Annotated in this window: 23 protein-coding genes and 3 pseudogenes; 15 read left to right on the plus strand and 11 right to left on the minus strand. The window is 60.2% G+C overall.

The window, feature by feature from the left end:
• Positions 1-284: 284 nt before the first annotated feature.
• On the minus strand, positions 285-1547 hold the full coding sequence (locus tag ACYQML_RS15885; protein ID WP_461233352.1) for a glycosyltransferase: 1263 nt from the start codon (positions 1545-1547) through the stop codon (positions 285-287).
• A 636-nt stretch (positions 1548-2183) separates the two neighbouring features.
• On the opposite strand from ACYQML_RS15885, the gene ACYQML_RS15890 reads away from it, so the two are divergent.
• A complete protein-coding gene (locus ACYQML_RS15890; protein ID WP_461233353.1) occupies positions 2184-2369 on the plus strand; it encodes a hypothetical protein in 186 nt (61 codons plus the stop codon).
• A gap of 473 nt (positions 2370-2842) precedes the next feature.
• Here ACYQML_RS15890 and ACYQML_RS15895 read toward each other — a convergent pair whose 3' ends face one another.
• Positions 2843-3247, minus strand: coding sequence for a hypothetical protein (locus ACYQML_RS15895; protein ID WP_461233354.1), 405 nt, complete (start codon positions 3245-3247; stop codon positions 2843-2845).
• 48 nt (positions 3248-3295) lie between these two features.
• On the opposite strand from ACYQML_RS15895, the gene ACYQML_RS15900 reads away from it, so the two are divergent.
• Positions 3296-3946, plus strand: coding sequence for a PAS domain-containing protein (locus ACYQML_RS15900; protein ID WP_461226973.1), 651 nt, complete (start codon positions 3296-3298; stop codon positions 3944-3946).
• A gap of 28 nt (positions 3947-3974) precedes the next feature.
• Here the strand turns inward: ACYQML_RS15900 and ACYQML_RS15905 are convergent.
• Positions 3975-4399, minus strand: a pseudogene (locus tag ACYQML_RS15905) (IS630 family transposase); the annotation flags it as partial.
• 26 nt (positions 4400-4425) lie between these two features.
• Entirely contained in the window at positions 4426-6192 is a 1767-nt protein-coding gene (locus tag ACYQML_RS15910) for a diguanylate cyclase (RefSeq protein ID WP_461233355.1), read from the minus strand.
• Between the two features lie 324 nt (positions 6193-6516).
• On the opposite strand from ACYQML_RS15910, the gene ACYQML_RS15915 reads away from it, so the two are divergent.
• Positions 6517-6756, plus strand: a complete 240-nt coding sequence (locus ACYQML_RS15915; RefSeq protein WP_056432528.1) for a DUF6894 family protein — start codon at positions 6517-6519, stop codon at positions 6754-6756.
• Between the two features lie 3 nt (positions 6757-6759).
• Here ACYQML_RS15915 and ACYQML_RS15920 read toward each other — a convergent pair whose 3' ends face one another.
• The gene (locus ACYQML_RS15920; RefSeq protein WP_461226975.1) at positions 6760-7026 is read right to left on the minus strand and encodes a hypothetical protein; all 267 of its coding nucleotides are present in this window, start codon (positions 7024-7026) and stop codon (positions 6760-6762) included.
• Positions 7027-7078: 52 nt separating this feature from the next.
• On the opposite strand from ACYQML_RS15920, the gene ACYQML_RS15925 reads away from it, so the two are divergent.
• Complete coding sequence (locus ACYQML_RS15925) at positions 7079-7393, plus strand: hypothetical protein (RefSeq protein ID WP_461233356.1); 315 nt, start codon at positions 7079-7081, stop codon at positions 7391-7393.
• A 326-nt stretch (positions 7394-7719) separates the two neighbouring features.
• On the opposite strand, the gene ACYQML_RS15930 is transcribed toward ACYQML_RS15925, so the two are convergent.
• Positions 7720-8274: a PAS domain-containing protein gene (locus tag ACYQML_RS15930; RefSeq protein ID WP_461226979.1), complete on the minus strand. Its 555-nt coding sequence runs from the start codon at positions 8272-8274 to the stop codon at positions 7720-7722.
• 172 nt (positions 8275-8446) lie between these two features.
• Here ACYQML_RS15930 and ACYQML_RS15935 point away from each other — a divergent pair, with 172 nt between their 5' ends.
• The 8 genes and pseudogenes from ACYQML_RS15935 to ACYQML_RS15970 all read left to right on the plus strand — a co-directional run.
• Positions 8447-8647: a hypothetical protein gene (locus ACYQML_RS15935; RefSeq protein WP_461226981.1), complete on the plus strand. Its 201-nt coding sequence runs from the start codon at positions 8447-8449 to the stop codon at positions 8645-8647.
• 166 nt (positions 8648-8813) lie between these two features.
• A pseudogene (locus tag ACYQML_RS15940) lies at positions 8814-10143 on the plus strand (IS3 family transposase).
• Positions 10144-10496: 353 nt separating this feature from the next.
• The gene (locus tag ACYQML_RS15945; RefSeq protein ID WP_461233357.1) at positions 10497-10721 is read left to right on the plus strand and encodes a hypothetical protein; all 225 of its coding nucleotides are present in this window, start codon (positions 10497-10499) and stop codon (positions 10719-10721) included.
• Positions 10722-11352: 631 nt separating this feature from the next.
• Positions 11353-12060, plus strand: a complete 708-nt coding sequence (locus ACYQML_RS15950; protein WP_461233358.1) for a Crp/Fnr family transcriptional regulator — start codon at positions 11353-11355, stop codon at positions 12058-12060.
• A 24-nt stretch (positions 12061-12084) separates the two neighbouring features.
• A complete protein-coding gene (locus ACYQML_RS15955; protein ID WP_461233359.1) occupies positions 12085-12321 on the plus strand; it encodes a hypothetical protein in 237 nt (78 codons plus the stop codon).
• Between the two features lie 426 nt (positions 12322-12747).
• A complete protein-coding gene (locus ACYQML_RS15960) occupies positions 12748-12969 on the plus strand; it encodes a hypothetical protein (protein WP_461233360.1) in 222 nt (73 codons plus the stop codon).
• Positions 12970-13180: 211 nt separating this feature from the next.
• Positions 13181-13951, plus strand: coding sequence for an IS5 family transposase (locus tag ACYQML_RS15965; RefSeq protein WP_461233361.1), 771 nt, complete (start codon positions 13181-13183; stop codon positions 13949-13951).
• A 123-nt stretch (positions 13952-14074) separates the two neighbouring features.
• Positions 14075-14390, plus strand: a pseudogene (locus tag ACYQML_RS15970) (SDR family oxidoreductase); the annotation flags it as partial.
• Between the two features lie 51 nt (positions 14391-14441).
• Here the strand turns inward: ACYQML_RS15970 and ACYQML_RS15975 are convergent.
• Positions 14442-14963 carry a DUF1993 domain-containing protein gene (locus ACYQML_RS15975; RefSeq protein WP_461233362.1) on the minus strand — a complete coding sequence of 174 codons (522 nt, stop codon included), beginning with the start codon at positions 14961-14963 and terminating at the stop codon, positions 14442-14444.
• A gap of 117 nt (positions 14964-15080) precedes the next feature.
• Positions 15081-15284 carry a hypothetical protein gene (locus tag ACYQML_RS15980; RefSeq protein ID WP_461233363.1) on the minus strand — a complete coding sequence of 68 codons (204 nt, stop codon included), beginning with the start codon at positions 15282-15284 and terminating at the stop codon, positions 15081-15083.
• A 147-nt stretch (positions 15285-15431) separates the two neighbouring features.
• On the opposite strand from ACYQML_RS15980, the gene ACYQML_RS15985 reads away from it, so the two are divergent.
• Positions 15432-16361: an EthD domain-containing protein gene (locus ACYQML_RS15985; protein ID WP_461235739.1), complete on the plus strand. Its 930-nt coding sequence runs from the start codon at positions 15432-15434 to the stop codon at positions 16359-16361.
• Between the two features lie 152 nt (positions 16362-16513).
• Here the strand turns inward: ACYQML_RS15985 and ACYQML_RS15990 are convergent, their stop codons facing one another.
• Positions 16514-17434: a LysR family transcriptional regulator gene (locus tag ACYQML_RS15990; protein WP_461233364.1), complete on the minus strand. Its 921-nt coding sequence runs from the start codon at positions 17432-17434 to the stop codon at positions 16514-16516.
• A gap of 91 nt (positions 17435-17525) precedes the next feature.
• Here ACYQML_RS15990 and ACYQML_RS15995 point away from each other — a divergent pair, with 91 nt between their 5' ends.
• A complete protein-coding gene (locus ACYQML_RS15995) occupies positions 17526-18347 on the plus strand; it encodes an NAD(P)H-dependent oxidoreductase (protein WP_461233365.1) in 822 nt (273 codons plus the stop codon).
• Between the two features lie 178 nt (positions 18348-18525).
• Entirely contained in the window at positions 18526-19944 is a 1419-nt protein-coding gene (locus ACYQML_RS16000) for a sensor histidine kinase (RefSeq protein WP_461233366.1), read from the plus strand.
• A gap of 18 nt (positions 19945-19962) precedes the next feature.
• On the opposite strand, the gene ACYQML_RS16005 is transcribed toward ACYQML_RS16000, so the two are convergent.
• Together ACYQML_RS16005 and ACYQML_RS16010 are read right to left on the minus strand one after the other, a co-directional pair.
• Complete coding sequence (locus ACYQML_RS16005; RefSeq protein WP_461233367.1) at positions 19963-20586, minus strand: cation:proton antiporter domain-containing protein; 624 nt, start codon at positions 20584-20586, stop codon at positions 19963-19965.
• Complete coding sequence (locus tag ACYQML_RS16010) at positions 20586-21038, minus strand: cation:proton antiporter domain-containing protein (RefSeq protein WP_461233368.1); 453 nt, start codon at positions 21036-21038, stop codon at positions 20586-20588. The genes ACYQML_RS16005 and ACYQML_RS16010 overlap by 1 nt, the downstream gene beginning before the upstream one ends.
• Positions 21039-21068 lie beyond the last annotated feature (30 nt).

The following is a 21068-nucleotide window of genomic DNA, read 5'->3' on the forward strand; positions in this document are numbered from 1 at the left end:
AATCCAGGCGCTTGACCTGATGACCTTTAAAACCATATCCGGAACGCTAACGGCAATACGTGAACTCGGCCAGCTAGATAGATCGTATCCCTTCGGCGACCTTGCGTACTTACAAGACCAAAACATCCCCTCAGCTAAGCTTGGCGATAATCTCTTCAGACTGAAGCTTTTTTCGTGCCGTGACAACATTCTGCATATAGCTCGGAGCCATAACGCCAGGAGGACCACAACCGATGGCTAGATAAAACGCCCGTAGAAATACAAATGCATTAAGCCCAGATTTTTCAGTAACCGGGACGCATCCGTTTCGAGAACCGCTCAATAATGCCGCAGCAGACCTTTATGCCATTCTCTTGAACAGTTCGTTCCTTGGCCGCTTTGCAAGCCTCCGCAACGGTTGGAGAATGGAGAAGCGTATTGAGGCATCGGCTGGCGCGAGAGGGTGTGAAGCGTCTGCGTGAGAGCGTCATACCTACCCCAAGACGACGAAGACGCTCACCCTCGTCGAAATGGTCGAAGGCGACCGGTACGATGAGCTGCGGAACGCCAGCAGCCAGCCCCTCCGCGACAGTGCCAATCCCGCCATGATGGATCAGCGCGGCGGAATATGGGAGCAGTGCACTGAGAGGGGCGTAGGCCGCTCTGAACACGCTGGCTGGAAGATCGTCGGGGATCTGGCCGTTCTGAGGCGCCAGGAGAACCCCGCGACGTTCCATCCGCCTACAGATGGCGACGGCCGTCTCGAAAAAACGCCCTGCCTGTCTCATCGCGGAGCCGTAGGTGAAGACCAAGGGAGGCTCACCGCCTTCAACGAACGCAGCAAGCGATGGTGACAGCGTACCGGCATCGCCGAAGGTATCGACGCGAGGAAATCCGGTCTGGACTGTGCGATGTGGCCAGTCATCCTGTGGCGGGGCGAACCAGCTCGGGACCATGAGGATGATGCGCTGAGGCGAGTGCCACCATGTCCTTAATCGATCCACGGCAGACAGATTGAACTCAGCCCTATATGCGTTGACCGCGGGAAGAGAGACGGGATTGAGCACGTATTTTTCGGCTCCAAGCTGGATCGAGTGCGTGAGACGATTCGGGAGCCAACGGGGAAGCGGCAGTCCTGGGATGATTGGAGGTGCATGCCGGCTCCGAAAGATGAAAGGAGCGAGGTGAACCGTGATCACGTCGAGCCCAAGGCGATCCTGAGCGATACGTGCGCCTAAGCTGAGTGTTGAGGCGACGACCAGGATCGGGCCCCGTTCTGCCTCCTGGCCTAGGAAGGCGTCAACGACCGGCATCAGTTTCAGCGCGTACCCAAGCAGAAGGGCCGCTCCCTTGCGAGGATGCCAAAGGTTCGGGTCGGCGATGGCCTCATCGTAATCAGCTTGGCTGCCAAGGGGGTGAAACGGCAGTCGCGCTTGCTTCGCCAGCCTCTCAAAATGTCCTGGCGCAGCGAGGAGGACATTGAAGGAGCGTCGGCGCATTTCGATGGCAAGGCCTATGAACGGCAAGACGTCCCCATGGCTACCTATCGAAACGAAAATGACCTTCATTAGAGAGCCTTAAGTAGTAGAAAACCGAGGGCGCAAAATCGGCGATTCAAGGCAAAAAAGCAATTGATATGGCTGAGACCACCTTGGTTATACTATCAATCATCAGGTCACTACAGCATTCCTTCGCTACTTGCGCCGGAAACCGCAAGCCTTTACAGCATGGAAGCAGCCCTTCTGCTGCAGCAGCTTTCTGTAGATCGGCTCGCCATTCCCACAGCAGGCTGCGGATGGCGCTTAAACGTCAGCGGCTCTGTGGAACGTCGGTTCTGGGAGCCAAGCCGCGGATGAAGCTCAGCACCTTCAATCGGTCCTGCTCGACCTCAATCATGGCCCAAAGTTGCAGAAGCTCCGCCGTAGGGTTTCGATCAGGCAATGACAGATCTGAGAACACTTCAACCGGGCAATCGAGTGCTACAGCGATCCGGTTCAATAGCGCTTCCGATTGGTCTGACTCGTACTCAGCGGCATCCCGCTTACACATGTGTAACTCCGATTGTGCGCAACCGGTTTATCGCATCTTTTGGAGGCCATGCAAAATACAACCTGAGTTAGAACATTTCGCGTTTGATCCACGTTGATTACTTAAGCTATCCTGCCAGTATCCAACCAGTTTCGGACAGAATGGACGGTGCAGAAATGGAAGACGACGAGCGTTTCAACGAGATGGCAGAGGCTTGTTTGTCGGCGCATGAGGCCGTCATCGAAGCAGGCACCCCTACGATGATTGCTTTGACACGTGCTCTCTTGTGGCAGGTCGGCCAGGAACTTTCACAAAGAGAGGAACGGCGAAATGAAATTGTTCGCTTAAGTGATGCTAAATAGCAACAACGTAGCACATAGACACGATCTGCTATCGGCTACGCTTCGTATGCGCCGTTAACAATCAGATTAAGGAGTGCCATGCTAACCAGCCTATCACCGCGCCATCCTTAACTTGTGCCCCCCGATCTGCTATCAATCGCGATGCGGCCTCTAGTTGTAATAATTCCTGTAATCGACTAAGGGCTGATGAAATTTCAGCGCAGTCATCATCCAGTAGTGATTGAATACGGCTGATGGTCGAAATTTTCTGAGCTTCAGGCATGTATTTGGCCTTTCACCCAGCCACAGACCCCTGATCTAGCCAGCGTGCCTCGCACAGGGCAAATTAAGAAAACCATCGAATATAAAGATAAATATATACAGATCAGATGACGCCAAAACCGCGACTGCAAATAGTTCTGTATTGTTCTATTTGAAACTGCATTAGTTTCGGTTAAATACTGATAATCCGCCTTAGCCTACAGATCGGGCCGTCAACCTTGCGGCTCCTCGTGCTCGCTCACGCGAGCCGCGTTTCGAACCATATTAAGAATGCGTTCACGCTCTTTAGGATCTACCACACGTACAAAAGCCTCAATGAGATCCACGCAGTCTCGCGTCAGCCCAGTCTCCGGCGCATGGCCGTCATGATTGGCTTCTTGGGTATGTTTCTCGGATTCAGCTGGATGGAGGAAGTCCGCTACGGAAAGATCCAGCGCCTTTGCAATTCTTGATTGAAGCACTGAGCCATATGACGAGGTGACTTCAGCGGTCTGATTCGGCAAACTTGTACTGTCTTTGGCAAACACATCGGCTTCAGCCGAACTCAACTTCCGGCCCATGCGGCCCTCCAGCGCAACTTTTGATTGAATCACGTTTAGCGATGTATTTTGCACCATCTCGTAGTAATTTTCTACCGGTATAGATTTACTTAGGTTTCGCTTATATTGTCGTATTGGATCGAACCTTATCAGATTCTGGAGACGCGTGTGGGGCGTATTCAAACGCGCGGGACGCAGGTCTCGCAGATCATGTTGCAACAGGCGCTCGACGCTTCAGACCTGATTGGACGATGGGAATACGACGTTGCGAAGGATCTCGCGTATGCGGACGCACTCGTTGCACTCGTGTTCAATATCGACCCCACAGCGATGGCTGCCGGCGTGGCGCTCGATGTGTTCCTTGCCGGGGTGCATCCCGAGGATCGTGAGCGTTTTGCCGACGAGATAGTGCGCAGTATGATGACGGGAATTTGCTGCACGTTCGAGTACCGAGTTTGCTCTGCTGACGGCGTTGTACGTTGGGTTCTGGATCGTGGGCGTATCACCTTGGACGAGGCAGGGCGGCCTCAGCGTGGAAGCGGTGTGCTAATCGACATCACACAATCGCGTGTTCGTGACCATGAGGCGAATCCCGTTCCAGACTTTAAGCATCAGCACCCCTTGGAACGGGCTGCCGAGCATTGCCTCGCGGCGCAGGAGGCAATCCACGAGCTTCCTGAGCCTCTCCTGCACCGGATGAGCGATATGCTGCTGCTTGAAGTCGGACGAGCGTTGTCGAAGCTTACGGATGCCCGACGTCGCGGCTCGATGAACTAACTCTGAAACTTTATAGAGCCGCTTCCAGTCAGGTTGGGTCAAAGGCATCGTACCCTGCGGCTATCAGGTAATTGCGGCACTCATTCGGCGTGAAGCGTCCATGGACCTGCGCGAGCGTGTTGCAGAGTTCTGCGACCGTGCAGGCGGCCTGGGCACCCAAATTGGCCTTGAGCTTGGCACAGGCGAGTTCGGTCAGATTGAAATCTCTTAGCGGTCTTTCGTTTAGGGCGAATAGACCGAGAGGTAGAGCAGGCGGGCACCTGCAGAAGCGATGCGCTCGCGGATGCCGCTGACGTTGTGGGCGGACAAGTTGTCGAGCACGACCGTGCTACCGTGCTTCATGGCCGGCACCAGGGCCTTTTCGGCATAGCGGCCGAAGCGGACCCCGGCCATCAATCAGTCGAAGGGCGGTCTCGTCGTCAGGCTGCTGACAGGCAGCCCCGCGGTTGTTGTTTTACTTCTTCTTAAGTGCCGTTAAGCTATTTGCCCGCGACACGAAGGCGCCCCTGTGGGCTAGCCGGGGCTTCGCTTTCGGCACGCCAGCCCGATTGAACCGGAGCGGTCGCGACCTGGTTTCTTCCGCTATGTTTGGCTCGATAGAGTGCCGTGTCGGCTGCCTTGACGAGGTCAGCGCTGTTGCTTGATGTGCTCGGCAGAGAGGACACCCCTAGCGACGCCGAGACCTTCGCACCATGGGCCCCGGACAGAGCCTCGATCCGCTCTCGGATTTGTTCTGCCTTGAGCGCTGCATCCTCGAGGCTGCAGTCGGGGAGAAACACGATCAGTTCTTCGCCACCGTAGCGACAGGCCACATCGGTCTCACGGAGCGCTCCGACGATCGCAGCCGCCGCTTCCCTCAGAACAGCGTCACCTGTCGCATGACCGTGCTCGTCATTGAGGCGCTTGAAGTGGTCGAGGTCGATCATGATCACCGAAACCATCCGCCCCTCGCGCTCAGCGATGCGGACATATCGATCGAGACTGTCCTCCATGTAGCGTCGGTTATAGAGGCCCGTCAGTGGATCGCGGAGCGCCTGGTTGCGCAGCTTCTCGCGCAGAGCGATGTTGGACAGGGCGAGCGACATCGCGTCCCCGAGCGCCGAACTCAGCGGCAGGATGTCAGCGAGGCGTTTCTCTGCGTCCAAACCATGCGCAAAGATCTGAAGAAGACCAAGGTTCTCACCCCGCGCGACCATCGGTATTTCGAGGGCGGCGAGACCGGAGACATGATGCTCACAGCAAAGGGCTCTGGAGCCGCCACGGTTGATGTGCGGCTTGCCGCGCTTCATGGCCCAGCACTGGTTGATCGCGATCACCTCCGGCGGGGGCGATCCATCTTCGCATGCCCAGGAGGTCGAGAGGACGAGGCGGTCGCGCGAATTGTTGAAGACATAGAGCGCGCCGCTGAACCCGCCGATCAACTCGCCAGCGGTGGCGCGGAGGACTGCGTTTGCATCGTGATGATCGGCAGCGCTCTGGAGCATATCCGTCATCTCGAACAGATGGCCGATCTGTGTTCTGGAAGCGTCCATGTCCGTGATGGCCGTCGCCCGGGCCTGGGCATCTCGCGCACTTGATCGGAATGCGAAGATCATCACTCCGGCAATAAGGATCTGCGAGAGCAACACGATGCTTTTGCCGATCTCAATGCGCGTCTCGTGATCGGCGAAGTGCGAGTTCCAGTCGGCCAGGAAGGCATCGAACGCGCGACGCATGGTGCCGATCAGAGCCGCACTCCTGCGCTCCCTGAGCAGGGCCTGAGCCGCCTCCAGCTTTCCGGCACGGACGAGTTCGAGTGTATCCGTCCAGATGGCTTCGAGCGACTTGATGCTGGCGTCGGCGGAGGCGCTGGTCCCGTCGGGCATCTTTAGGAAAGGATCGAGGCGAGCCAGATACGTATCGCGACGGCTATGCAACGCTTCGAAGGCGCGGCTGTACTCGCTGTATTCGCTGTCCCGGTCGCTGAGGGCTCTGTTGAGGACGTAGGCTTCCGCGTCCATGAGCGCTTCCTGGGCGATGCGCATCTGCCGCCCGCCTTCGCGCAGATCGATGAGAGCCTGCTGGTGCCGGTTGGTGTAAAAGAAGCCTGAGAGCACGATCGTGATCATGACCACGACGAGACCAACCTGAGCGACAAGGCGATGCCGGACATTGCTGCGCCGGGTGCTTGCCGTCGCGACACCCGCTTCGCGCTCACTCAGTGCCATTGCCGGTCCTATGATGTTGGAACCGACACGGATCGGCACGCCGGAGGGAGAAGGGCCCCAAGCTCCTGTTTCCGCGTGAAAAAAGATGGCTAAGAAAAAGATTTTTCCAGCCGGCGCGTTTCGAGCGGGGGGGGGTAGCTCTCGCTAGGCCCCAGCGTAATCGCGTTTGTTTTGGCGATTATATCGTTGACATATACGACGTGCGAAGTGGCCAGTAACGAGTTGAAATCGCCATTTGCCGCATTAGATGTTAGTGCGGTTGCGATGCTCCTCGTGTAGGATAGAACAATCGCGGCCCTCTGATTGGCGCCCCGCGCTTGAGAGACAAATTGCGCTCCCGCCTTTTATGTGTGGAGAGCCGCTGTGCCACGTTATTACTTCGACATCCACGACGGCGTATCGCTTCGTGATGAAGAGGGGATTGAACTTACCGATCTCAATGCAGTGGCGCGGCATGCCAAGAAGGTTCTACCTGAGATAGCGGCCGATGAAGTGTGCAAGGACGGCGAACACCAAGCTTTCTCTGTGCTGGTGACTGACGAAGAGGGGCACCCTGTCTACTCAGCCGCCGTGACCTATACAGGCACGTGGCTGATCCGGTAGCGTCTACTTTGGAGTTGTCGGGACTTTTGGCTTCGCGATCCGCTTAAACGCTGCATCGAAGTCCGCTTCATCCTCGCTGGCCCCGGCCTCACGCGCCCCTTCGACGAACCTGCGCTTCTGCTCCTCAGGCGTCAGCTTCTGAGCGCCGAGCTTGGATGGACGCTTGGGTTCGGCCTCTGGCTCGTCCAGCATCACCCTTGTTTCTTTGATCAGCGCCTTGGTGAAGTCGTCACGCGCTTGGCGCTTTAGCTTGAGGGCGTTGAGGATCATGGACTGGCTCCGGAACGGAGGCAGCAAGCTGGGCGGGTATGGCTAACGACCCATGAACGTCAGCGAGTTCGCGTTTGCGACAGGACCGGATGGCTTGGGGTCGGCTCTCCTGAAGGAAACGGTGCTCAATCATGGCGCGTATTGCAACGACGATCTGGCCGAGTACCTTGTCGCGACGGCGGCCGATGCTCCGGAAGTCGAGGCAATCCAGGTGCCGGATGAGGATACCGAGGTGAATGCACTTGGCCTGAAGAGCTTGGGCGAACTCGGCAACATTGGTGACAACACCGCCATCGCGAACGCCCTCTTTCATGCATGCGGCCGTCGCTTCAGGCGCCTACCAATCCGAGCCGAAGGCCACTTCTGATGATGGTCCGGCGAAGTCCATTTTCAGGATAGGCTTGTCATCCCTTGTTCCGCCGTATCGCGACCAAGTGCGTGACGGTCGTTTCGGTGGCCTGTGGATCGCTCTTTGGCGTGGCTAGCCGCTTTCTGGCGAATACGGATCTTAGTGCCATCACCGATGGTAGGCCCATCACCACCGCGGCTCGACATATGGCTGCTTACGGGCAGGTTTGGATGGCGAGGACTGACCGATTTAGGTTGGGACCCGGCCGTCCGCTCTACGACCGGGTCGGGTGGGGAGCAGACCTCAGCCCGGCGGTCCGAAGCGGACATTCTGTCCTGCGCCTTTCAATGGACGCTATTACCTTGCGCAGGTGATGTGGTGCTTTGAGCGAGCAATATGCCCGCCGTAAGCAGTGCATTCCGCAATACAGGCAGCATTTCCTTTGCATGATCCTGCTCAATGAGCCCGTGTGCGACTAGTAAGTAGTTGGCCACGAGTTCCAATGCAGAGCCTGACGGCGTCGAGGGGTGCGAAGGCGGTGGAACGAAGCGCGCAAGTGTGCCGTAGGCGGTCAGAGGATCAAAGGTACCAGCACTGAGTTCGGTCATAGAGCCGAGATAGCCTAAAAAGGTGCTCCCCGGTGGTCCAAAGGACGGGACAGCTCCGATCATCACCCACGTATAGCTCTTATCAGGGCGCTGTAGCCGGAGGCGAATGCTGAACTCGCTCTGCTGCTCGTGCGCCTTGCGAAGAAAGCCAACTGCGATCTCATAATCATCAGGATGGACACAGCTGAACCATCCATGCCCAACAACCTCGGTTGCTGCTTGCCCAGTGAACACAGTCCATTCGTAACTTACGTAGCTTACGCCGCCGTCAAAATTTGTTACGAAGATCATATGACGCTCCTTAGCTTCAGTTCCAATGCGACGCTGAAGCCTCTGCGCCAAAGAGGAATTATATCACGATTTTATTTAGAAAGTCGAACAGACTTCGTGCAAGCACTCTACGGACAGGCCGGAGTTATTTTTCCAGGGAACAATTTTTTCTGGATACGATTTAGAATTCGATATGGAAGAATCAGATAAGCGTGTTGCAGCACTCCTCCAGCGAATCGCTCACGAAATTGGTGTGCCTGTGCAGCAGTTCTACCATGACAGCACGCCTTTGGATGCAAGCGAGTGCTTGAGCCTGTGGTTCAAGATAAGGACGCAGGAAGGGCGCTACCGCGCCCTTCAAGCCCTCCGCGCAATTGTTGAAGATGAAACCTGAATGCAGTGCGGTTACGGTAGTTGTTCGACCCGAACCGACTGTCCGACGTCAGCACCTGTGGGACAGATTGAGGGTCTTCACGAACGGAGGATGGCTGGTTCATCGTAGCCCCTGAGGAGCGAAGACGAAGCAGACATCCGGACCGGCCAAGAAGCCGGCAGAAGCGGTGATCAAGGACATCCGTCGGGCCACACGTCGGCAGTTCTCGTCCGAGGAGAAGATCCGCGTGGTTCTGGAAGGCTTGCGTGGCGAGGACAGCATCGCCGAGTTATGCCGACGTGAGGGGATCGCCGCCTCGATGTACTACGGCTGGTCCAAGGAGTTCCTGGAGGCTGGCAAGAAGCGCCTGTCGGGCGATACGGCTCGTGCGGCCACCACGGATGAGGTGCGGGATCTACGTCGCGAAACGGGGGCGCTGAAGGAGGTCGTAGCTGATCTCGTCCTGGAGAACCGTCTGCTTAAAAAAAGCATGAGCGGGGCTGGGGGCGACGAGGCATAAGGTACCCGGCCCCCGAGAAGCTGGAGATCATCCGACTCGTCGAGCAATCCCACCTGCCGGTGCGTGCCACCCTGGACAAGCTCGGCATCACGCGCTCGACGTTTTACCGCTGGTACGACGCTTACCAGCGCGGCGGCCCCGAGGCGTTGAGCGACCATCCCTCGCGGCCGAGCCGGGTCTGGAACCGCCTACCTGCGGAGATCCGCGAGCAGATCGTTGCCCTGGCCTTGGAGCAGCCTGAACTCAGCCCGCGTGAACTGGCGGTACGCTTCGCCGACGAGCGGGGCTACTTCGTCTCGGAAGCGACCGTCTGCCGGCTGCTCAAGGCTCAGGACCTGATCACCAGCCCGGCCTATATCGTCATCAAGGCCGCCGACGAGTTCCACGATAAGACCACCGCTCCCAACCAGCTTTGGCAGACGGACTTCACCTATCTGAAGGTCGTTGGCTGGGGCTGGTACTACTTGTCGACCGTATTAGACGAACCGAAGGACCGCGTAGCGACTTCTCGCGCTACATCGTCGCCTGGAAGCTGTGCACGACGATGCAGCCCAGCGACGTCACCGCCACGCTCGACCTGGCGCTGGGTGCGGCTGGACTCGATCAGGCGCGGGTGATGCAGCGGCCACGCCTGCTCTCCGACAACGGGCCGAGTTACGTCGCCAGCGACCTGGCTGACTGGCTCGGCATTCGGGGCATGACCCACATCCGCGGTGCGCCATGCCATCCTCAAACGCAGGGCAAGATCGAGCGTTGGCATCAGACGCTCAAGAACCGCATCCTGCTCGAACACGCCTACTTGCCCGGCGAGCTGGAGACGCAGGTTGCCGACTTCGTCGAACACTACAACCATGCCCGAGCCCATGAGAGCCTGAGCAACCTCACGCCCGCTGACGTCTACTTTGGACGCGGCGAAGGGATCCTGGCCGAGCGCGAACGCATCAAGCGCCAGACCCTGATGGATCGCCGCTTGCGCCACCACGCGCAGGCCGCCTAACCTCTCACCCCAGATGGACCAGAACCTCCGCTCCTGAACACCGCAGACTGTCCCAAATCATCTGACGACGGACAATTCGCATGACGGTCTGCCCCTGGATGTGTTGAGGCTCAACCACCAAAGGAGCCTGCCTTCTCTAGTATGAGGCTAGCGCCTGTCCCCGAGACCGGCGCGACCGCCCGGCGGACTTATCAGTTTGCTGACTCGCTTCTTCGGGCCATACGAAGCAAATCATCCTATGCGAAGGACATTAGGCCAGGCAGCGGCTATGTTTGGTCATCGTCGATACTGAATCAGCGAGTCGACGAATGAGAGATGCGTGCGCTCCCGCTTTTGCCAGGGAGTGCCGTGCGATGGCCGACACATCTCAAATCAATACGAATGTCCTTAGCGAACCAAAGCCACCGATCTACCGTGCGATCATGGTTGCTCCGAGCGGCACCGTCGTGAATGCGGCGCGGCTTGTCGCGGAAAACGACGACGAAGCTCGCGAACGAGCCAAGGCGATGGTGGACGGTGACGCTGTCGAGTTATGGGACGGCGTACGCTTCATCGAGCATTTCCCGCCCGTCGATTAGAAGGCTGAGTGCCGAAGGCTCTACGGCCTGGAGCTATTCGAGGTTCTGCCGGAAGGGCGGGATTTTGCGGAGGATCTCCTTCGTTTCGCTGAAGAGAGCCCAGCTTCGGGCGATTTCTATTCGCAATTCCCAAATAAATGAACCGAATGAGGAACGTATCCGTGATATTGGGGGGCACATACTTGCTAGCCGGGCCGATAACGCTTGACATTCACTTGCCGAAGCGAAGTAGAAGCCATGGCACGATGTGCCGATCGCAAGGTTGCAGGGGCCAGTCTCAGACCCACTCTTATGCGACTGCCTCTTGAATTTCCGCGATCACTTGAGATGTGGTAGCCGATATTTTTGTAGATCAATCGGTCTACATGGCTGCGCTTAGCCTACACAGGGACGTGGCTAACCCGGCCGCCGACCGACGTCCCCAACGGGTCCTGGTTGGCGGGAATGTCCGATAGACTACCCAGCGCGACAGGCTATCCTGTGTGAATGTGTCGGCATCACACATGTTTAGTTTCATGACATTGTCGGTAATTCGAAGACAGGGGCCGGCATCTGGGAGAGACGTGCGCTTCCACCTGCAACGCAGTGTGAAGCGGCCATGCACTCAGCTTCCAACGACAAGCCTTTGACCATGCTCATCCGCAAACTGGAGAGCATCGCGCCCCTGTCCGACGAGGAACGGGAGGCCATTCACAGTTTGCCTACCAAGATCCGTGCTCTTCAGGCTGGCCAGACCATCGTGCACGAAGGCGACAAGCCTTCACAGTGCTGCCTCATCGTTGAAGGCTGGGCCTGCCGCTTCAAGATCCTTGGAGAGGGGCGCCGTCAGATCTTCTCATTCCACATCCCAGGCGACATTCCCGATCTACAGAGCTTGCACCTGCACACCATGGATCACAGCCTCGGGACGATAACCGAGGCCACAGTGGTCCTCATTCCGCACGATCAAATGATGGATCTGACAATGCACTTCCCGCGTGTCGGGGCGCTGCTCTGGCGGGACACGCTGATCGACGCGGCCGTTTTCCGCGAGTGGATGGCTGGAATAGGCCGGAAATCGGCTTTCGGTCGGATCGCGCACCTGTTCTGCGAGATGTACGTGAAGCTGGAGGCGGTCGGTCTTGCGGGAGACAACCGCTGTCCCTTGCCGATCACGCAAGCCGAACTTGGCGATGCGCTGGGGCTCACGACCGTTCATGTGAACCGAACCCTACGGGCGATGCGGGGCCAGGGCCTGATCACCCTGCGGGGCAGCACCCTCGTCGTCCACGCTTGGAAGGAGCTGTGCCAGTCCTCAGAGTTCGATCCCGCCTACCTCCATCTCGCAAAAACGGCTTGAAAGATGCGCCTACACCTCCAGCCTGTGCAGGTCGCGACGGACAGCAATGACACGGAAAGCCATCTGGTTTTTGCCGATGGCTTCCTCGTGGCGATCCTCGTGCAACTCTCCGAGCAGCACGAACACGAGGCAGGGAAGTGGTTTCTCGAGGCTGGGTTCGGCCGCGTTCATCATCAGAACGCGCCCAAGTTCGCGAACCTCGACGTGGCGCAGGACTGGATCGAGCGGCAACTCACCAACACGGTAAGGCTCAACTCGTGACATTAGGTTGAGGCTCGCCCGCTCCCGCAAGTGGGGCTTCCAAGATGATGGATGAAACTACGATGCAACGGTGCGGATGAAGCTGAGCACTTTCAGACGGCCCTGATTATGCTCGATCCTGGCCCAAAGCCGCAGAAGCTCGACCGTCTGGTTTCGGTCAAGCGTTGACGGATCTCCGAACGCTTCGACTGGGCAATCGAGCGCCTCAGCGATCCTGTTCAATAGCGATTCCGTTCGATCTGCATCGTACTCAGCGGCATCCCGCTTACACATGGGTAACTCCGATTGCGCGCAATCGGATTACCTCATCCTATTGAGACCGGTCAAACTGCAACCACAAATGAACACCGGCGTTTAACCAGCATTGACTACTTAGGTTATCCCATAAAATCTAATTGGTTTGGGCAGGGGGGAGGCCGGGCAGAAATGGAAGACAACGAACGTTTCAATGCCATGGCTGAGGCTTGCCTTACTGCTCATGAAGCGGTGGCCGACGTTGGCACTCCAGCGATGTTTGCTATGACGCGTGCCCTATTGTGGCAGATTGGACAGGAACTCGCTCAACGGGAAGCCCGCCGGGAGGAGATGCTGCGTCATTCCGAAGCCGCATATAGCGAGCCTAGCAAGTTTTCCGCCACGCGGAGCTGATGCAGTGAGGCTATGCGCTCGCAGTCATAATTGATCGCACGCTGACATTAGATTTTATGAGGTCCGCCCGCCTCCCGAACAGCAGCCTCATACATGCGATTATGCGAATGGCGGCCCCCTCGTGTACGCGAGGTAGCGCCTACTAGGGCCTGTCGTCGCCTGAACAGATTGGCTGGGCTTGCGTTTTCGTCTCTCTGATGGAGGAGGGACGATGCTGAGCGACGCGCAATGGGCTGATCTGGAGCCTCTGGTTGAAGCCTGCCGGCCCAAGGCCAAAACGCCTCCGCAGGATCTGCAGCGCACGCTCTCGGGCATCCTTTGGCGGCATCAGAACGGGGCCAAGTGGCGGGCCATTCCCGAGGAATTGGGACCCTGGTGGCGGGCCGCCCAGATATTCATCCGCTGGTCGCGTGCCGGCGTCTGGGAGCGGCTTCTTCACCTCGTACAGGAACGCGGCGTCCAACTCGGCATGGTGTTCCTCGACGGCACGAACGTGCGGGCGCACCAAAAATGCGGGGGGAGCCGCCAAAAAGGGGGATCTGCGGCCGAGCGAGACGCTCGTGAAGCTCTTGGCCGCTCGCGTGGCGGCTATGGCACCAAGGCTTGCGTGATCGCCGACGGGCGGGGCCGCGCCACCGCCTTCCGGCTGGCGCCCGGTCAGGCCCATGAACTCCCTCACGCTGTTCCCCTGCTCGACCAACTGCCGGGGGTGCCCAAATGGGTCGTGGGGGACCGCGGCTACACCAGCCACGTCTTTCGCGAGCACATCTGGGGTATGGGCGCTCGGGCTGCGATCCCGCCTCAGCGCCACGAAGCGCCCGTGGCCTGCCCGGATTGGATCTACAACAACCGCAATCAGGTCGAGCGCCTCTGGGCCAGGCTCAAAGAGTGGCGCGCCATCGCCACCCGCTACGAGAAGACCGCCGTCAGCTTCATAGGCGTCCTCTTCCTCGCAGCCGCCCTCGATTGGCTCAAGCGATGACACGCCCTAAGGGTGGGGAGCACACCCTGGCCCCCGGCCCTGAAGTTGACGCTCCGCCTCCGACCCAACCTTGCTGTAGAACCCAAACGGAGCTTAGCTCTGAAGCAGACGTTTAGATCGCAGTCGAAACATCCGATGCCGTTGCCGCTCGCCTACAGCGCCACGAAGGGCGCCTCGAGCAACATGGTGCGAGCCTCGCCCAGTTGCTGTCCGATAGAGGCACCCGCGTGAACGGCGTCCTACCGGGGCCGATCTGGACGCCCTTCATCCCCTCCGGGATAGACCAGGACTCGGTGAAGTCGTTCGGTTGGAAGGTGCCGTTCGGACGCCCGGGCCAGCCGGCCGAGCTTGCCTCAGCCTACCTGATGCTAGCGTTGGACAAGAGCAGCAATACCCCAGGTCTCTGGTCACCGTGGCGGGCAGGATGCCCGTCCTCTGATCGGCGTCATTTCCCAGGGGCGGTCATTTCGACCGTCCCCCCATTTGTAGCCTACTGGTCGGGTCCGAAGGTGGGCGGCCCGAGGTGGCGGAGGAAATCCGGCTTGCTGAGGGTCACGCCAGCTGCCCGAAGGATCGCGTAGGCGGTCGTGACGTGGAAAAAGAAGTTCGGCAACGCAAAACCGGTCAGGTAGGCTTGTCCCGTAAAGCGATAGCCGGTGTTGTTGGGAAAGTTGAGCACCACCTCGCGCTTGGCGCTCGATGCTAGCGCGGCCGGATCAACGCTTTCGACGAAGCTGATCGTCCTGGCGCAACGCTCTTTGAGTTGGGCGAAGCTGGCCTCGGTGTCCGGCATGGAAGGCGCTACGATGCCGGCGAGCCGAGCCACCGCGTTCTTCGCACTGTCGGAGGCCATCTGATATTGGGCCGGCAAGGCCCGCATGTCGGGCGCGAGGCGGCCGGCGAGAAGCTCGGCCTCCGGCTTTTCGGACGCCGCCTTGTCGAGCCAGGCGCTCATGTTGCGCAGTCCGTTGACGAAGATCGGAACGCTGACGTCGTGCATGCTGGTGCTCATGGAAGCCAGCTAGGCTGGGTATCCCGATCAGGGCAATGGGATTGCTGGGCGCCGGACACAAAACCAGTCGTCCAGGGGCGGTACGCCTTCGCCCCCGTGCGGTTCGGCACCGGCGCCTCACGTCCCCAATGAGGTTTCGGCCGCACGATTGGCCACGGTCACGTCCCAAGGCGTGGGCGTCGGGAAGATTTCTCTGAGGAACCCGAGGAACGCCTTTACGTGCGGGTTTCCCCGGCGGCTCTCGGGCCACAGGGCGGTGATTGCGTGCCGGTCGACGGCGTGGTCATCCTCCACGATTAAGATGGTCGGGCCTTCGCTCATGCCCCGAAAGTACGAAGGCCGGCCGGCCCGACAACGTGAAAAAGTCCTTTGTCACAAAACGTCACATTGCACCCGGTGGCACGTTTCGCGCGTCATCCCCTGAGATCGCACGACGCCACGTCCCGCGTGTTGCCGCTCACCCAGGACATGACCTTGCCCAAGCTCACGACTTGCGTCGACTATTCCGATCGCGACGCCGCCATCGCTATCAACTCCTACACCACGGTCCTTCGACATCCGAAGGTGCCGCATGAGCTGTTCGCTGCCTACTGGCGGGACGTTCACGGCCCCCTGTGCTCGCGGATCCCCGGGCTCGGCTGGTACGTGCAGACCCACCTCGCGCGCGAGCAGGACGCCCGCCTCTGGCCCGAGATGAAGGGTATCAAGCCCTTCCCGGACTACGAACTGGATGGCGGCGTCGAGATCGGCTTCCACTCCGCCGAGGATCAGGCCGCGTTCAACGAGGCATGCCCGATCCTTTTCGCGGACGAGCAGAACATGTTCGCCGCCACCGTCGCCTACGCGCTGCCGAACGGGTCGACCACGTTGGTTGACCGGGTCGCCGAACCCTCCCCGAACGCCACCGACGGTCTCGACCGCATCCACCTTCATCTCGGCGCCGCCCACGACGATGCTGTAGCGTTCGGAGACCGCGTTGGCCGTCTCGCCCGGGCGCTCGTTGCCGAGGAGCCGGTGCTGCGGGTCCGCCTTCACCTTCCTGAGCCCTACGACAATGCCGACCCGGCCCCCCCGGCGCCCAACGTGGGGCACGAGGTCCCTGCCGAACGCCGCCTCCTCGCCGTCATCGACATCGCGTTCGCCTCGCCCCTGGATCGGAGCATCTTTTACGCATCTGATGCCTTCATCCAGGCCGCCGAGGGCCTAGGCCGGGACGTGGCCCATGCCTCCCCGTTCGCCGTGAGCGGGGTCTATACGTATGTCCGCGACAAGAAGCTGACGCTTGCCGGTTTGCGGGGCAGCCGTCCAGCCCAGCTCATCGAGAAGCTCGGTGCCCGGAACCAGGTTGCTGAGGATGTCCGCCACCTACTGCACACCGGCAAGCTCCTGGGTCGCTGACGATCAAGGCCGGGTAGCCCATAAGGTTATGACTGAATCAGGTTCACTGAAAGAGCGGCTGCTCTCTCCCCATGTCGGCCGTATACGAGGCCGGCAGATGTCGACCCAACCTCGCCGTTAGGCATGCCTTCCCTGGAGCCTGGAAGCGGACGTCACTCCAGATTGAGGCCAGGTAGGGTCATCAATGAAGCCGCGAGCACGTCGACCAGCATGCGGATGCGTTTGATGCGTGTGCGGCCGGGTACGATCAGGAGCGAGAGGGGAACGGGTTCGAGCACAAAGTCCGGTAGGACCTGCTCCACTGTTCCGGCTGCCAGCAGGTCGTCGACGAGCCAGATGTGCGCTGCCGCAATGCCGCGCCCCTGGATCAGCGCCTCGCGGGCGGCCAAGCCGTGATCGACCAGCAGGCTGCCATCGAAGGGAACGAGGAGCGGTGCGCCATCCGGTCCGCGCAGTGGGAGCATCGCACTTCCTGCGACGTTGCTCATACGGATCGATGCGTGCCGTGTAAGGTCCGTGGGCGTCACCGGCCTCTCACGCGTCGCAAGATAGCTGCGGGATGCTACCAGGATGCGGCGCGAATGACCGATGGTTCGGCACTGCATCGTACTATCGGTCAATGGTCCGAGGCGGATCGCAACATCGACCGCCTCCTGGACGAGGTCGATGCGCGTATCGGAGAGGCTGAGGTCGACGACGATCTCCGGGTGGCAATCCTGGATGGCGAAAAGCATTCGGCAAACGTGCCGGACGCCCAAGGCCGCGGTGCAGGACACGCGGATGGTCCCTGTCAGGCCACCTCCGGCGCTCCGCGCACCGTCCGTCGCCTCATCTACCAGCCGCAGAATGGTGCGCGCCTCTTCGTGGTAGTGCCGCCCCTCGTCGGTGAGGGTGATGCGCCGAGTCGTCCGATTGAGCAGCGTGACTCCAAGCGCGCCTTCCAACTCTGCCACGTGCCGCGAAATCGTCGATTGTCCCATTCGCAGGTCGCGGGCGACCGCGGATAGGCTGCCGCGCTCCGCGACGCGAACGAAGCTACGCATTCGCTCCAGGGTAACGCTCGACTTATCCATTCTTCGGCATGATCCTATCCGTTAACGACAGCTACCGGATGGATCGCGCCACGCCTAGCTTCGCGCCTCCTTCCTCTAGTGAGCCGCAAGCATGAAGATCCTCGTCGTCTCCGCCCATCCCGATCCTGCATCGCTCACGAACGCACTGCGCGACGTAGCGGTGGCCGAACTCCAAGCCGCCGGACACGAGGTCCGCATAACCGACCTCTACGCGGTCGGGTGGAAGTGCGCGGTCGACCGCCTCGATTTCCCCGTGTGGTCGGCCGCTTCGCCGTTACGGGTACCAGCTGCCTCCGGCGAAGCGTTCGCGACCGGAAGCCTCACGCAGGACGTCGTCTCCGCGCAAGCAGATCTGCTCTGGGCGGACACCCTCATCCTGGCGTTTCCCCTCTGGTGGTTCTCCATGCCGGCGATCCTGAAGGGCTGGATCGACCGGGTCTACGCGTTCGGCTTCGCCTACGGCGTCGGTGAGCACAGCGAAACGCGCTGGGGAGATCGCTACGGTGAGGGGACGCTCGCGGGCAAGCGCGCGATGCTCATCGTGCTGGCCGGCGGTTGGCCTTCGCACTACGGACCTCGTGGGATCAACGGACCGATGGACGACCTTCTCTTCCCCATCCACCACGGGGTGCTGTTCTATCCGGGCTACGACGTGCTACCGCCGTTCGTTGTGTACCGGGCCGACCGGATGGACGCGGCGACGTTCGCCATGACCGAGATTGCACTGAAACGTAGGATGCGAACCCTGTTCGAGACCTCGGCCATACCATTCCGGCGCCAGAACGGGGGGGATTACATGATTCCGTCGATGGAGCTTCGCCCCGAGGCGCTCGGCGGTGACCCGACCGGCTTTGCCGTCCACGTCCGGTTGCCGGAAGCGGGCGTCAACAAGACAGACCGCTCAAACCAGTAACACCCGGCGGAACAGGACCTGCTTTGATCTGAGCATCCATTTTTTCGCGCAACGATGGACGTTCTGGCGAGTCGTCACGAGGCTCAATAGCGGTGGGCCTGTTTGTCGGAAGATCTATGATGTAGGTCCTGCTAATGCTCTTTTCCTGCAGAGCCATCAGGATCGAAGGACGACCGCCATGAATGACGACGGCGGGGATCCGAATGGATGGGCGGGCATGAACGCCATCGGCGCCGGAGACATTGTCGAAACCATCCCGACAAGCCTGCTCGTGCTCGACAGGGATCTTCGGGTCCAGTCGGCCAATCGCGCTTTCTGCCGGACCTTCGGCGTCACCGTGGAGGACACCATCGGGCAGCGGTTGTTCGAGCTCGGCAACGATCAGTGGGACGTCCCGGCCCTACGTGAAATGCTTGGTACCATCATTCCGAATAACGAGGTCATCGAGGGCTACGAGGTCGAGCACGACTTCCCCAGCATCGGGCGCAAGGTGATGCTTCTCAACGCGCGCAAAGTCTTCCGCCCTGGCGACGGCACCGAGCGCCTGCTGCTTGCCATCGAGGACGTGACCGCGGCGCGGGAGGCGCAACGCGAAAGCGAACGGACTTGGCAACTGGCTCAGAACGTCGTCGACACCATCCGCGACCCGCTTCTGATCCTCGACGGCGACATGCGGGTGATCACGGCAAGCCGCGCATTCCTGCATCTCTTCGACGTGCCCGCAAAGGCCGTCGTCGGGCACAAGCTTCACGACCTGTCCCAGGGTCAATGGAAGGTCGGCAAGCTGCAGGCACTACTGGCGCGGGTGGTTCCGGACGAGGAAGCATTCGACGGCTTCGAGATCGAGGACGAGTTTCCCGGCCTCGGTCGAAGGATCTTCAAGCTGAACGCCCGCAAGGTGCTCAGGCCCGACGATAACCTCACCCGGATGCTGGTGGTCTTCGAGGACGTGACCGCGGCGCGCCTGCTCGAACGGCATCGTGAAATGCTCTCGACTGAGTTAGCCCATCGCATCAAAAACAGCCTGACGGTGATCACCGCTTTCGTTGCATACGAGATCCGCCGGGCGGCCGAACCATGTCAGGAAGGCTACCGGGCCATGCAGGCCCGGATCGGAGCGGTCGCCCAGCTCTACGATGTCATCGCACGTTCGGCGGCGCTTGGGCCGGTACCGATGGATACCTATCTCGACGGCATCGCCGACAGCTTGGCCGCCAGTCTCCTTGGTGAGAACTCGCAGGTCACGATCTCTGTCTTGGCGGAGCCCCTGGCGATCAATCCCGATCACGCGGTCACAATTGGACTGATTGTCAACGAGCTCGCGACGAACGCCGTCAAGTACGCCTTCCCCGACGGCAAGGGCCAGATTGTACTGGGTTTCGACCGGCGTGAGGGCGAGGTTGCCCTGACTGTCAGCGACAACGGCGCGGGCCTCGCTGTCACCGGCGGTGGACCATCTGGCTCAGGGCTTGGCTCGCGCTTCGTTGAAGCTTTCGTGCGTCAGATCGACGGCATCCTGGCGACCGCAACGAACGGCCAGGGCACCACGTTCACGGTGCGCTTGCCGGCATCCATCCTCTCCGACATCCCGGCATAAGGCCGCTGTCCCGGGTTCTTATGGCGTTGGGCTTTGAAGGGTCAGGTCCAGCTTAGCGTTCTCCGTGTCTCGCCCCATCCTGCGGTCGAGGGCGCGCAGCATTGGCGTGACTGTGACGCCGTGAAGGAGGATCGAGATCAGCACGGTCAAGCCGGCTGTGGACCACAGGACATCCGTTTTCTCAAAGGACGCGTGTCCGGTCGCGAATGCCAGGTAGTAGATCGTCCCAAGCCCACGGATGCCGAAGAAGCTGACGACGGCGCGATCCTCGGGGGACCGGCCGCTCCCGATTAGGCCGATCCAGCAGCCCAAAGGCCGGACAACCAATAGGGCGACCAGGGCAAAGGCCACGGCCTCCCAGGTGAGTGCCTGGAGCAGCCCGCCACCCACGAGCACGGCACCGAACCCCAGGAGGAGTACCATCATAAAGAGGCGTTCTAACTCCTCGGCGTAGTCGTGCATCTTGCGATGATAGTCATGTCCTCGGCTTGAGGAGCGTAGCGCGAGGGCCGCGGCGAAAACTCCGACGAAGCCGTACCCGTCTACGGCCTGAACACATCCGTAGGCGATGCAGGTCACGCCGAGCGCCACGAAACCGTCGCCAGTGCGGGAGGGCTTCGACAGGTTGGGCAGGTGGAACATCACCACCCCAAAGCTCGACCGATCACCGCCCCGAGTACGGCGCCGACGACGATCTTCCAGAGGTCATCGACCGTAAGCCAGTGCGACCACGACAGGCCGGCCAGACCTCCGGTACCGGCGAGGGCGATGGCGAGGTTCACGAAGGGAAAGGCCAGGCCGTCGTTGAGGCCGGCCTCGGAGGTCAGGGCAAAGCGCGGCTCGTCCTCATGGTCCTCGTCGGGGTGACCGACCTGGACATCCGAAGCCAGGACAGGATCTGTCGGGGCGAGCGACGACGCCAGGAGCAGCGCCGACGCGAGACCGAGCCCGAGCAGAACCGACCCCAGCGCGGTCAGCGCTAGGATGGTGAGGGGCATGCCGATGCCAAGGAGGCGCCAGGTCACCGACCAGCTCCGCCAACCGAACAGGCGGTCGATCTTGAGGACCGCGCCCATCAGGGAGATCACGACCACGGCCTCGGTCGCGTGTTCGGCGATGCCGAT

It is taken from the genome of Methylobacterium sp. CM6244, assembly GCF_054817885.1.